General features: G+C 45.7%; 9 protein-coding genes and 10 tRNA genes. 12 read left to right on the top strand and 7 right to left on the bottom strand.

Going from position 1 to position 12,436, the window contains the following annotated elements:
* Window positions 1–34: 34 nt before the first annotated feature.
* Together secB and AK965_RS13290 are read right to left on the bottom strand one after the other, a co-directional pair.
* Entirely contained in the window at window positions 35–505 is a 471-nt protein-coding gene (secB, locus tag AK965_RS13295; protein ID WP_099080057.1) for a protein-export chaperone SecB, read from the bottom strand.
* A gap of 201 nt (window positions 506–706) precedes the next feature.
* Window positions 707–1,141 carry a rhodanese-like domain-containing protein gene (locus AK965_RS13290; protein WP_099080056.1) on the bottom strand — a complete coding sequence of 145 codons (435 nt, stop codon included), beginning with the start codon at window positions 1,139–1,141 and terminating at the stop codon, window positions 707–709.
* Between the two features lie 486 nt (window positions 1,142–1,627).
* On the opposite strand from AK965_RS13290, the gene gpmM reads away from it, so the two are divergent.
* Complete coding sequence (gpmM, locus tag AK965_RS13285) at window positions 1,628–3,160, top strand: 2,3-bisphosphoglycerate-independent phosphoglycerate mutase (RefSeq protein ID WP_099080101.1); 1,533 nt, start codon at window positions 1,628–1,630, stop codon at window positions 3,158–3,160.
* Between the two features lie 119 nt (window positions 3,161–3,279).
* Here the strand turns inward: gpmM and AK965_RS13280 are convergent, their stop codons facing one another.
* From AK965_RS13280 to rsgA, 5 genes are all read right to left on the bottom strand, one after another.
* Window positions 3,280–4,167, bottom strand: a complete 888-nt coding sequence (locus AK965_RS13280) for a DMT family transporter (RefSeq protein ID WP_099080055.1) — start codon at window positions 4,165–4,167, stop codon at window positions 3,280–3,282.
* 123 nt (window positions 4,168–4,290) lie between these two features.
* Window positions 4,291–6,171 (bottom strand): methyl-accepting chemotaxis protein, encoded by a 1,881-nt coding sequence (locus AK965_RS13275; protein WP_099080054.1) that lies wholly within the window; start codon window positions 6,169–6,171, stop codon window positions 4,291–4,293.
* 277 nt (window positions 6,172–6,448) lie between these two features.
* Window positions 6,449–7,864 (bottom strand): DASS family sodium-coupled anion symporter, encoded by a 1,416-nt coding sequence (locus AK965_RS13270; protein WP_099080053.1) that lies wholly within the window; start codon window positions 7,862–7,864, stop codon window positions 6,449–6,451.
* Window positions 7,865–8,039: 175 nt separating this feature from the next.
* Entirely contained in the window at window positions 8,040–8,897 is an 858-nt protein-coding gene (asd, locus tag AK965_RS13265) for an archaetidylserine decarboxylase (protein WP_099080052.1), read from the bottom strand.
* A 116-nt stretch (window positions 8,898–9,013) separates the two neighbouring features.
* Window positions 9,014–10,078, bottom strand: coding sequence for a small ribosomal subunit biogenesis GTPase RsgA (rsgA, locus tag AK965_RS13260; RefSeq protein ID WP_099080051.1), 1,065 nt, complete (start codon window positions 10,076–10,078; stop codon window positions 9,014–9,016).
* A 129-nt stretch (window positions 10,079–10,207) separates the two neighbouring features.
* Here rsgA and orn point away from each other — a divergent pair, with 129 nt between their 5' ends.
* The 11 genes from orn (at window position 10,208) to AK965_RS13205 (ending at window position 12,117) form a co-directional block, all read left to right on the top strand.
* Window positions 10,208–10,753 (top strand): oligoribonuclease, encoded by a 546-nt coding sequence (orn, locus tag AK965_RS13255; protein ID WP_099080050.1) that lies wholly within the window; start codon window positions 10,208–10,210, stop codon window positions 10,751–10,753.
* 156 nt (window positions 10,754–10,909) lie between these two features.
* Window positions 10,910–10,985, top strand: a tRNA-Gly gene (locus tag AK965_RS13250).
* 39 nt (window positions 10,986–11,024) lie between these two features.
* A tRNA-Met gene (locus tag AK965_RS13245) sits at window positions 11,025–11,101 on the top strand.
* Window positions 11,102–11,119: 18 nt separating this feature from the next.
* Window positions 11,120–11,195 (top strand) — tRNA-Gly (locus AK965_RS13240).
* Between the two features lie 39 nt (window positions 11,196–11,234).
* A tRNA-Met gene (locus AK965_RS13235) sits at window positions 11,235–11,311 on the top strand.
* A 32-nt stretch (window positions 11,312–11,343) separates the two neighbouring features.
* A tRNA-Gly gene (locus tag AK965_RS13230) sits at window positions 11,344–11,419 on the top strand.
* A gap of 39 nt (window positions 11,420–11,458) precedes the next feature.
* Window positions 11,459–11,535: transfer RNA gene (locus AK965_RS13225), tRNA-Met, on the top strand.
* Between the two features lie 32 nt (window positions 11,536–11,567).
* Window positions 11,568–11,643 (top strand) — tRNA-Gly (locus AK965_RS13220).
* Between the two features lie 52 nt (window positions 11,644–11,695).
* A tRNA-Gly gene (locus tag AK965_RS13215) sits at window positions 11,696–11,771 on the top strand.
* 35 nt (window positions 11,772–11,806) lie between these two features.
* A tRNA-Gly gene (locus tag AK965_RS13210) sits at window positions 11,807–11,882 on the top strand.
* Window positions 11,883–12,040: 158 nt separating this feature from the next.
* A tRNA-Met gene (locus AK965_RS13205) sits at window positions 12,041–12,117 on the top strand.
* Window positions 12,118–12,436 lie beyond the last annotated feature (319 nt).

Below are 12,436 nucleotides of genomic sequence, written 5' to 3'. Positions count from 1 at the left end.
TCATTTGGAGTGCACGTCACTTACAAAGCGTGAATTACGCTTCAGCTTTAGCTTCACCTTGTTGAGCTTGCTGTTGTAGGTAGTTCATGAATAGCGCATCGAAGTTTACTGGCGCTAGGTTCAGTTGAGGGAACGTTCCTTTAACCACTAGGCTTGAGATGGTCTCACGAGCGTATGGGAATAGGATGTTAGGGCAGAATGCGCCTAGGCAGTGTGCCAGTTGACCCGCTTCCATTTTCTCAGCAGTGAAGATACCACCTTGTTGAACTTCACATAGGAATGCGGTGTCTTCTTCGTTCTTAACAGTAACCGTTAGACGTAAAATTACTTCGTAAACGCCTTCACCAAGCTCACGGCTTTGAGTGTCTAGGTCTAGTTTAACGTCTGGGTTCCACTCTTTTTGGAAGATTACTGGAGAGTTAGGCGCTTCGAAAGAAACGTCTTTTAGGAAGATGCGTTGAATTGCAAAGTTCTGTTGTGCGTCTTGTGGTGCTGCTTCAGCCATTTTTAAAATCCTTAATAAATATTTGTTGGGCCTAGAGCTATCTAAACCCAGAAAACTGGTTTGTCCTGAGACTAACTGAGCAAATCTTTATTGACTAGATGAAGTGCGTATTACGTGCAAAGCGTCACACCTTGGCGCTTCAACTGCTTTCTATTTGCTCAGTTTATATCAACGAGGCTGGCAAATTGTTTTACCGCAACCTTATTTCTTACCACGTACTAGAGGTAGGTTCGCTTCGTTCCATGCAATCAAACCATTTTTCAGTAGGTTTACGTTTTCGAAGCCTGCTTTCGCTAGTAGGTTTGCACTTTCTTGAGCGGTTTGCCCCGTTTTGCATACCACAATGATTGGGTCTGATTTACGATTTTCAAGGCTACCAACGTTACCTGCTTTGATGTCTGACGGCAAAATGTGAAGTGCGTCGGTGATATGACCTTGTTTGAACTCATCTTTAGAGCGGATATCCACTACAACGCCGTTTTCACGGTTGATAAGGTGGGTCAATTGGTTCACGTTGATTTCTTTGTATGCTGACGTCGCCGATTTCACGATGTTCATGATGAATGCGACAAGAAGACCTACCCATACTAAGGATAGAATCATGTTCTGTTGGAAAAATTCAATGTACTCTTGCATGTCCTGAGCTCTTACACTGTTGGCGGAAAAATAAAGCAGGAGTATAGCGAGGTTAATCGTCTTAGGCGAGAGGGTTAAAATTTTCTAACCTATAATTGAGATCTCATCGCTTGCGTTAAAGCTCTTTTGGAGTGGTTATTCCTGCAATCTTAGTATCGATGTTTCCTATCACTCTAATTGATGTAATTGACTTCACTTCTACGTTCAAAAGCGCAATATAGGTATCAACAAAAAGTTTTTCACCTAAGTATTTCGGTGGTTATACAAAGCATCTTGAAAGTGACTATGCTTGTGGAACACGTTTGCGGACAAAGTCGTATTGCTTGCTAAGTTGTAAGATAGCAACAATAAATCGCAAACATTATTTGATCTTAACCTACAGTTCTGGTTAAAAAGTGTAGTAAAATTACGCTAGTTTTGTTTCAAGGTTAGATGGGCAATGAAGCCCTACGCCGAAAGTTACTTAAATTTGATGAGGTCATCACTATGTCTGCTAAGAAGCCATTGGCTCTAGTTATCCTTGACGGTTACGGTTACCGTGAAGACACAGCAAGTAACGCAATTGCAAATGCTAAAACACCAGTTATGGATGCACTGATTGCGAACAACCCTAACACTCTAATCTCTGCTTCAGGTATGGACGTTGGTCTACCTGATGGTCAAATGGGTAACTCAGAAGTTGGTCACACCAACATCGGTGCAGGTCGCGTTGTATACCAAGATCTAACTCGTATTACTAAATCTATCGCTGACGGTGAATTTGCTGAGACAGCAGCACTAGTAGAAGCTATCGACTCTGCTGTAAAAGCTGAGAAAGCAGTACACATCATGGGTCTTATGTCTCCAGGTGGTGTTCACTCTCACGAAGATCACATCTACGCAGCCGTTGAAATGGCTGCCGCTCGTGGCGCTGAGAAAATCTACCTACACTGCTTCCTAGACGGCCGTGATACGCCACCACGTAGTGCAGAAAACTCACTACAACGTTTCCAAGACCTATTTGCGAAACTAGGTAAAGGTCGCGTTGCTTCTCTAGTGGGTCGTTATTACGCAATGGACCGTGACAACAACTGGGATCGCGTTCAAGTCGCTTACGATCTTCTTACTCAAGCGAAAGCAGAATTCACTGCTGAAACTGCGGTAGCTGGCCTAGAAGCGGCTTACGCTCGTGGTGAAAACGATGAGTTCGTTAAAGCAACGGCAATCAAAGTAGATGGTCAAGAAGACGCAATCATGCAAGATGGCGATGCAGTTATCTTCATGAACTACCGTGCTGACCGTGCACGCCAAATCACTCGTGCATTCGTTCCTGCATTTGATGGCTTTGAGCGTGCAGCATTCCCTGCAATTAACTTTGTGATGTTGACTCAATACGCGGCTGACATCCCTCTAGCTATCGCATTCCCACCAGCGTCTCTAGAAAACACTTACGGTGAGTGGCTATCTAAGCAAGGTCAAACTCAGCTACGTATCTCTGAAACAGAGAAATACGCACACGTTACATTCTTCTTCAACGGTGGTGTTGAGAACGAATTCGAAGGTGAAGAGCGTCAACTTGTTGCTTCTCCAAAAGTAGCAACTTATGACATGCAGCCAGAAATGAGCTCTCCAGAGCTAACAGAGAAGATGGTTGCTGCTATCAAGTCTGGTAAGTTCGATACTATCATCTGTAACTACCCGAACGCAGATATGGTTGGTCACACTGGCGTTTACGAAGCGGCTGAGCAAGCTATCGAAGCGCTAGATGAAAGCGTTGGTAAAGTGGTTGAAGCGATCAAAGAAGTTGGCGGTCAACTATTGATCACGGCAGACCACGGTAACGCAGAAATGATGATCGACCCTGAAACTGGCGGCATCCACACTGCTCACACTAACCTACCAGTACCTCTAATTTACGTAGGTGACAAAGCGGTTGAGTTCAAAGAAGGCGGTAAACTGTCTGACCTTGCACCAACAATGCTTTCTCTCGCGGGTCTAGAAATCCCTGCAGAAATGTCTGGTGAAGTGCTAGTTAAGTAATTAACTGACGATTCAGAATGATAAAAGCCCGAGTTCGACTCGGGCTTTTTTGTATCTGTCATTTTGTGTTTGGCAAGGCGGTGAGTTACCAAGGTCGATAGCCCCTCATTGAACCTGAGCTATTGCACTAGGATACCAGTGCCTATGACCGCCAGTGCAGCGCCAAACCAAGCGAATCGATTCGGACGTTTCTTGGTGTAAACCCACAACAATGGCAGCAACATGATCGGCGTTGTTGAAGAAAGCAGCGCCACCATCCCGACGTTACCCTCACGCAGGGCATATAGAATCAATGTCATACCCACTGCCATGGCCAAAAAGCCGTTTAATGCAGTGATGCCAAAAACCTTCCATGTGATGGTTTGCGTTGCGCGAGCCACTTTCGCGCCAATTAACCACAGTGCACAGTGCGCGACGAAAGCACTGATCATACGAATCGCGGAGGCGGCAACAGGGTCAACATTGGTTTGCATGACAGGTTTAGCGATGATGCCACCCAGAGCCTGGCACATAGCGGCGGTTAAACCGAGCCCGACACCAATCCAAACGTTGCCTTTGATCTCTTCTAGTGCGTTGCTGGCTTGCCCGCGTCGACCATAGAAAATTGCCATCACGACACCGCTGAAGACTAAGGCTGCACCAATCAACTCCGTACCAGTCATGCTTTCGCTAAATAGGAAGTAACCTAAGATAGCAGAGAAGACGGCGTGACAAGAGAATAGTAAGCCAGCTTGGCGTGGTCCCATGCGATTCAAACAGGCGAACAGAGCAGTATCGCCAATAAAAATACCAATCAAACCAGACGCCATCATCGGTGTAATGTGTTCTGTCGAGACACTGAGCCAACCTCCCGTTATCCATGCCATGCTAGAGAGAATAATTGCAGTACAACCCATACGCCAACGGCTATAAGCAAACGCACCGAGATGCTGCGCGGGAACAACAGAAATTAAGCTAGAAACAGCCCATAAGAAAGCGGCGCATAACGCCAGCCATTCATAACCCATGATTGCGAGACATCCTTGTAGAGCAGGGGAGATACTCTAATATGCATGAATTTATAAAGATCGAAAAGTGTCTATCAGTCCCAATAAAAAAGCAGCTCGTTGAGCTGCTTTCAGGATATGGCTTTAGACTTTAAAGCGACTGATGTTCTCACGCATGGTGTTAGCGGTATCGTACATCTGACGTGCGCTTTCGCTGCTCTTGAGTGATTGCTCGGCAATGGCGTCAGCATCGTCTTTGATACCTTGTGTATTGCGGCTAATGTCTTCGCTCACTGCACGTTGCTCTTCCGCTGCACTTGCAATTTGCATCGCCATGTCATTGATTTCCGTGATTGTGTTGGTGATGCTCGTTAGACTATCGTGCGCCTGCTGAGCATAATCAACGCTGGTATCTGCCAAACTGGTGCTGCTTTGCATGCTATGCACCGCCAGTTTAGTGTTGTTTTGCAACGTTTCAATCATGGTGCGAATTTCTTCTGTTGAACCATGCGTGCGTTGGCTAAGTACACGGACTTCATCTGCTACTACGGCAAAACCACGACCTTGCTCACCAGCTCGCGCGGCTTCAATCGCGGCGTTGAGTGCGAGTAAGTTTGTTTGCTCTGCGATACCTTGAATAGTCGACAAGATTTTGTTGATGCTTTGCGTATTGGCTTCGAGTTCAGAAATGACGTTCGCAGCATCACTCACTTGCTCTGCCAGTACCACGATCGCTTCACGGTTCTTCTGAATGACATTCTGTCCTTCAATACATGCCGATGCTGAGTGTTGTGAAGCACTTGCCGTCAGTTCTGCGTGGCTCGCAACTTCTGCCGCTGTAGCTGACATTTCGTGAATTGCTGTCGCAATTTGGTTGACATCATTTTGTTGATGTTCAACGCGCCCAACCGCCGTTGCGGATAACTCGTTTGTTTGGTTTGCTTGCTCTGAAAGCTGCTCGCTGTTTTCTACAATGTCTTTTAGCATGGCTTGCATTTGCGCTAAAAATTGATTCACGTGCGTTGCCAGTTCACCAATTTCATCCATACGTTCAATTTTAATGCGTTGAGTTAAATCCCCCTCACCTTGAGACAGTTCGGAAATAGCTTCAGATAACGTTTGAAGAGGGCTGAGTAAACGCGTGATGGTGTAAGTGCTGATCGTCGCGATAATCAAGTACATCACGATAGAAACCATCGCGGTAAAACTCATTTGTTCGGAAACCGAGGCAAATGCCATTTGTTTGTCTTGCACGATACCTAAAGACCAGTCGGTATTAGGGACTTTTGCAACGTAGATCAACTTATCGCCTTGATTTGGCCATGGAATGGTATCTAGCTTCGCATCATCCGCCAGATCCATCATTGTACTGTGAGTCAATGCAGAGTTGAGGTCTGTCAGTGGTTTTTGGCTCAAATTTTCATCTTTGTACGCAACAAGGTTGTTGTTTCCATCGACGAGAAATGCAAATCCATCGTTATCCATTTTAATATTCAACACTTCATTGATGATATCGGTAACGGTTAGATCGGCAGCCAGTACACCTTGTTTCCCTTGGTTAAAGGCTTTTGCAAAACTCACAACAACACTGCCATCAAAATCTTGATAAGGCTCAGTGATGATCAGGTTAGATTGCGACATCGCATCTTGGTACCAAGGGCGAGTGCGAGGATCATAATTGGATGGCCAAGATTCGCTCTTGTCGCCATAGATGATAGTGCCATCAGAGAACCCCGCATATACCGAGAGGAATTTACCTGCTCGTTTAGTTAATAGCATTTCTCTATCCGCATCGTCAGTGTTTGCGATCCGGTTTTCGCTGGCGAGCATCATGTCGCTGCGAATCGCAAGCCAGTCACTGATGTAATGACCTGTGGAGTAAGAAATGTTTTGGATTTCGCGGTTGAGCGTTGAGGACGTTTCTTCATGCAGTTGACTTATTGACACCCAAGCTTGAACACCACTAACAATGGCGATAATGATCGCAATCGCAATCTGTATTTTTAATTTTATTGTGTTTCTCATTGTCCTACCTTCATAAAACAGACAAGAAGTTTAATGTCACTATCAGTGACTCCAAGTGGTATGAGACGATTCAAGTACGAATACTGACATGAAAGGCTGTAAGTTATATATCGACACTCATTCGATATACTTGAGGTGATTAGTGCAAATAACGCTCAAAAATTTGTTGAATGAATATGGGAGCAGAATCTGGAGAGAATTAGTTTATAGATCAGATGGTAAAGAATTTCGTTGGAGAACCACTGAGGTGCTTGTCCACACCTCAGTGATCCGCCATCTAGAATAGTATGAGAACGGCACCGTAAACAATAAACAAACCAATTAAGCCGATAATTAAGCCGACCTTGGCCATGTCTTTACTTTCGATTAATCCAGTTGAGTAAGCCAGAGAGTTTGGTGGGGTAGAGACTGGTAAGATCATCCCTAGTGATGCGGAGAACGCGACGACAACGAGTAACCCTTGCAAACCTCCAATAGCGACAAGACTAGGCATCGAAGCACCAATGGCTGCTGCGATAGGCATCAATAAGTTCGCGGTTGCGGTATTGGACATAAAGTTCGCCATTAACCAACACACAACCGATAGGGCAACCACGACCGAAAATGGAGAAAGGGACTCGTAATCAATCGCATGAGCAAGGGCTTCCGCTAAACCGGTTTTATCCAGCGCAATACCAATCGCGATACCCCCGGCAACCAGCCATAGCACATCCCAGTTAATGAGCTTGAGTTCTTCTTTGCCCATGATGCCCGTTAGAGTAAAAACCGCGAGCGGAATGATCGCCACCACATACGTGTTCATGCCGTGTACCTTGGTTGTCATCCACAGCAGGATCGTCATCGCGAAGGTGATGTAAACCACAATCGCGCGCCAACTCTTTTCAAATTTACCATTCAAACGAAGTTTCATTTCTGGCTCATTAGAAGGAAAGAACTTTTGCAGCAAGAACCAAGCGATAGTCAACTGTACCATTACGAACGGTAAACCCATCATCATCCAAGATAGGAAGTCGATGCTGTTTTCTTCCGTTAAGTACTGCAGGGCAATTGCGTTAGGCGGCGTACCTATTGGGGTTGCGATCCCCCCCGTATTAGCAGCAATTGGAATACACAATACGAGGGCTTTAATGCCTAAGTCACCTTTTGGTGCTGACGCTACAATAGGGCCAAGGAGCGCCAACATCATGACCGTAGTTGCCGTATTCGACATAAACATGGAGAACACCGCGGTGATCAGCATTAAACCCAACATGATGAACTTTGGCTGAGTACCAAACGGTTTGAGTAGAACGCGGGCGAGATTGTTGTCGAGTTCGTATTTAGAAGCGGCAATCGCAAGAGCAAAGCCGCCCATGAAGAGAATGATGATAGGGGAGGAAAAAGCAGAGAAGATGTCTGTATAAGCAATCAACTCACCTAAATCGTGCCCCGCTGGTGGGTTACGAAATAGGTGTAAACCTTTGTCCGATATCATGATCAATTCAAGTGCGATAATCAGAATCGAAGTAGCGAAAACGGGGACGGGCTCAAGTACCCACAGCAGTGCAGCAAGAAGAAATATAGCCAGAAGACGATGTTGGATTAAGGTGAGATCGTCAATTGGAATCATATCGTTCGGCATCATCAAGACGCCCAGTGGAACTAATAAGCACACCAGTAATTTGCCCAGTGTGCCCGCACTCATCTTCGGCATCGATTGCCCCTTACACAATTCATTCCTGATGTTAGATTAAACGATTGTGTTTTTAGGGACTTAGAGATGGGTATGAGTTTAGATAAGAAAGGCGAAATTTCGAACAGAGTTTTGCTTTTCGTCAATAAAAAAGCCCCCGCGAGTGGAGGCTTTTAAATCAATGTTGGCAGTAAGCTTACTGCTTATGAGCGTAAGGGGTTCCCATCACTGTTGGCTTGCCGTTTTCCATACTCTCATCGAATATGATGGCATCTTTTACGAACAGGTTGATAACCGTTGAGCCAAGCTTGAAGCGGCCCATTTCCTCACCTTTCTTCAAGATAACGGCTTTGTCGCCTTCTGCCGGGTAATCCCATCTGTAGATAGTGTTACCGCGTGGTGGCGTGATAGTACCAGCCCATACTTGCTCTATACTGCCTACGATAGTAGCACCAACCAGTACTTGCGCCATTGGGCCAAATTCGGTATCGAAGATACATACTACGCGCTCGTTACGTGCAAATAAGTTTGGAACGTTTTCTGCCGTTAGCGGGTTAACCGAGAACAGGTCTCCTGGGACGTAAATCATCTGACGTAATGTGCCATCACATGGCATGTGCACGCGGTGGTAATCACGAGGAGATAGGTATAGCGTCGCGAAGGAGCCGTCTTGAAACTCTTCTGCGAGCTTCTTATCACCGCCAAGCAATTCTTGCGCAGAGAAGTGATGACCTTTAGCTTGGATTAGCTGGCCGTCTTCAATTGGGCCAAATTGGCTTACGCAAGCATCTGCAGGGTGAGTGATCACTGCTTCGTCTTCCGAGATTGGACGCACACCGTCTTTTAGTTCACGTACAAAGAACTCATTGAAGGTTCTGAAGTGCTTAGGGTCGGAGTGCTTCGCCTCATCCATGTTCACATTATATTGTTTGATAAACCAGCGAATGATTGCTGTTGTTAGACCGCCAGCCTTGGCTGAAGCTAGTTTGCCCACTAGACGAGTGAGGCCATGCTGTGGGATCCAGTACTGCAGTCCAACTTTAATCTTGTCCATTTTTAATTCCGATACTTCTGTTAGATTCTCGTTTTAGGGCGCGTGATGTTACTTAAATTCTATCTGCTTGTCAGTATTCGGTGACGAATTCTTACACAGTTGCAGCGCTAACACAGTTACAGATCGGCTTTCTTGTTACGAGAGTACTGACGATTTGCTTTATTTTCACTCATGCTTTCTAGAATGCGGTGGTAATTATCAAAGCGTACTTCACTGACTTCACCTTTTTCTACTGCTTCTCGCAATATACAGCCTGGATCATCATTGTGCTTACAGTCTCGGAACTTACAACCTCCCAGATATGGACGGAACTCCACAAAGGCTTTAGTCACTTCTTCCGCTTCTAAGTGCCAAAGACCAAACTCACGAACTCCAGGTGAGTCAATCAAATCGCCACCACTTGGTATATGGTATAGACGTGCCGCAGTGGTCGTGTGCTGACCTAAACCTGAGTTTTCAGAGATTTCACCTTCTTCTACCTCTTGCTCAAGTCCTGGCATGAGTGCGTTTACAAGGCTTGATTTACCGACACCGGACTGACCCACAAAAATGTTGATTCGGCCACGAAGTAGCGCTTCTAGTTCTGCAATACCTTCACCGCTTTGCTTACTAACAAAAAGAACCTTGTAGCCAATGCGTTGGTATTCAGCAAGCCACTCTTCATACATCGCACGATCTTCAGCTTCGAGTAGGTCAATTTTGTTTAGGACCAACAGCGGTGCAATGTTCAGTGTTTCTGATGCGACTAAATAGCGGTCAATGATGTTTAATGACAGCTCAGGTAGAACTGAGGAAACGATGACCATTTGATCTATGTTCGCCGCAACGGGTTTCAAGCCGTCGTAGTAGTCAGGGCGAGTCAGTACAGATGTGCGTGGCTCAACGGCCTCTACCACACCGGAAATACCAGCCATAGATTCAAGACCCTCGCGCCACAGTACGCGGTCTCCCGATACTAGGGACTCGATGCCACGGCGGAGGTTACAGCGTTGAACTTCACCTGTATCAAGGTCTTCAACGTCAGCGTGCTGGCCGAAGCGAGTGATCACTAAGCCCTGCTTGCTCGCGCCTAACATGTTCTCATCCCATTGGATTGAGTCTTCTTGCTTCTTTAAGCGTTTCTGTTGGTTGCTGCGTACGCGTCGCACCTGACCTTTGGTTAACTTTTTCTTTTTTGCCACAATTTTGTACTTAATGTGTGTTAACTCGAACGATTGAGTCCGATCTCGGCTCAAGCTTGTGAGTATCGTGTTTCAAGTATTTTCAGGTATAGTACCTCTTTTATCGATAAACAAATAGGCGGCGTAACCATGTCCTTTAGCGATCAAAACTTAATTTGGGTTGATTTAGAGATGACCGGGCTTGATCCTGAGACGCACAAAATCATCGAAATTGCTTCTATCGTTACTGATAGTGAGCTGAATATTTTGGCTGAAGGTCCAGTACTTGCAATACATCAGCCAGAAGATGAACTGGCAAAAATGGATGAGTGGTGTACGAATACACACACGGCAAGTGGTTTGGTTGAGCGAGTTCGAAATAGTGAAATTTCGGAGCACGATGCGGTAGCACAAACGATCGAATTTCTTGAAAGGTGGGTACCAAAAGGAGTATCCCCAATTTGTGGCAACAGCATCGGCCAAGATCGCCGTTTTTTGTATAAGCATATGCCTGAGTTAGAAGAGTACTTCCACTATCGCTACCTTGATGTAAGTACGCTAAAAGAATTGACTCGTCGTTGGCAACCTGAAGTGCTAAATGGTTTTTCGAAACAAGGCACGCATTTGGCCTTGGATGATATTCGCGAGTCGATTGCGGAACTTAAATACTATCGTGAGACGATTTTTAAGATCTAACTGTTAAGGCTGCGATCCAATTTGTTGTAATACATGGAGCTTTTGCTTGCTTTTTCATCGTTTGATAAAAAAATAAAGATTTTTTGAACGAAGGACTTGCATCACAAAAAAATGCTCTTATAATTCGCAGCCCTGAACAGCGTAAACGTTGTTGATGCGACACTAGCTCAGTTGGTAGAGCGCAACCTTGCCAAGGTTGAGGTCACGAGTTCGAACCTCGTGTGTCGCTCCAGTTTGAAGGTTTTCATCGTACCTAACGATGAATTACGGACGCGGGATGGAGCAGCTTGGTAGCTCGTCGGGCTCATAACCCGAAGGTCGTCGGTTCAAATCCGGCTCCCGCAACCAATTCTCTTATGAGAACATGCGACACTAGCTCAGTTGGTAGAGCGCAACCTTGCCAAGGTTGAGGTCACGAGTTCGAACCTCGTGTGTCGCTCCAAATAAATAGCTTTCATTGTGCTTAACAGTGACATCCGGACGCGGGATGGAGCAGCTTGGTAGCTCGTCGGGCTCATAACCCGAAGGTCGTTGGTTCAAATCCAGCTCCCGCAACCACATTTAGATAAATTGCTGATGCGATTTATCATGCGACACTAGCTCAGTTGGTAGAGCGCAACCTTGCCAAGGTTGAGGTCACGAGTTCGAACCTCGTGTGTCGCTCCAAATAAATAGCTTTCATTGTGCTTAACAGTGACATCCGGACGCGGGATGGAGCAGCTTGGTAGCTCGTCGGGCTCATAACCCGAAGGTCGTTGGTTCAAATCCAGCTCCCGCAACCACATTTAGATAAATTGCTGATGCGATTTATCATGCGACACTAGCTCAGTTGGTAGAGCGCAACCTTGCCAAGGTTGAGGTCACGAGTTCGAACCTCGTGTGTCGCTCCACTTTTTTCAAAGTGGAAAGCGATAGCCCTCATTGTGCTTAACAATGACATTTGCGACACTAGCTCAGTTGGTAGAGCGCAACCTTGCCAAGGTTGAGGTCACGAGTTCGAACCTCGTGTGTCGCTCCAATTTGATAGCCCTCATTGTGCTTAACAGTGACATTGCGACACTAGCTCAGTTGGTAGAGCGCAACCTTGCCAAGGTTGAGGTCACGAGTTCGAACCTCGTGTGTCGCTCCAACTTTATAGCTTTCATTGTGCTTAACAGTGAATTGCGACATTCGCTCATTTATAGAGCACAAAACTTATCAAAGTTGAGGTCATGCCTTTCTGTTATGGATAGGGATCCTCGAGTGTCGCTCCAGTTTCTGTTATCGTATTAATCGATAATACATGGACGCGGGATGGAGCAGCTTGGTAGCTCGTCGGGCTCATAACCCGAAGGTCGTCGGTTCAAATCCGGCTCCCGCAACCAACTTCAAAGAATAGTTTGGGTATTGATAAGTGTTATACCCTAAAACTGTTTATTGATGCGCCGCCTGATGAAGTGAGGCTGTCGCAGCCAATTCTCATTGCTCTTTTCCTAATGCTGAGAAGCATGAATCCCAAAAGTACAATAATAATCCGCATCTTTCGATGTCGGACGATTTCGTTTGTGTGTTGCGCATGATAAAACTCGTCTGATAGTGAATATTTTGATGTTCGGAGCGCTTTAAGCTATTCAATTAACAGAGTTATCCACATATCTTGTTCTGTGGATAAGTCAGTTGATAAAGTGTTCTCAGATTGGATTT

The sequence above is a fragment of the Vibrio sp. PID17_43 genome (assembly GCF_002608565.1).
Taxonomy (GTDB): domain Bacteria; phylum Pseudomonadota; class Gammaproteobacteria; order Enterobacterales; family Vibrionaceae; genus Vibrio.
This window is presented reverse-complemented; position numbering and strand designations above follow the sequence as displayed.

Bases quoted from the DNA above. Each gene is read 5' to 3' on its own strand.
- secB (WP_099080057.1), bottom strand. From the start codon at position 505: ATGGCTGAAGCAGCACCACAAGACGCACAACAGAACTTTGCAATTCAA.
- AK965_RS13290 (WP_099080056.1), bottom strand. From the start codon at position 1,141: ATGCAAGAGTACATTGAATTTTTCCAACAGAACATGATTCTATCCTTA.
- gpmM (WP_099080101.1), top strand. From the start codon at position 1,628: ATGTCTGCTAAGAAGCCATTGGCTCTAGTTATCCTTGACGGTTACGGT.
- AK965_RS13280 (WP_099080055.1), bottom strand. From the start codon at position 4,167: ATGGGTTATGAATGGCTGGCGTTATGCGCCGCTTTCTTATGGGCTGTT.
- AK965_RS13275 (WP_099080054.1), bottom strand. From the start codon at position 6,171: ATGAGAAACACAATAAAATTAAAAATACAGATTGCGATTGCGATCATT.
- AK965_RS13270 (WP_099080053.1), bottom strand. From the start codon at position 7,864: ATGCCGAAGATGAGTGCGGGCACACTGGGCAAATTACTGGTGTGCTTA.
- asd (WP_099080052.1), bottom strand. From the start codon at position 8,897: ATGGACAAGATTAAAGTTGGACTGCAGTACTGGATCCCACAGCATGGC.
- orn (WP_099080050.1), top strand. From the start codon at position 10,208: ATGTCCTTTAGCGATCAAAACTTAATTTGGGTTGATTTAGAGATGACC.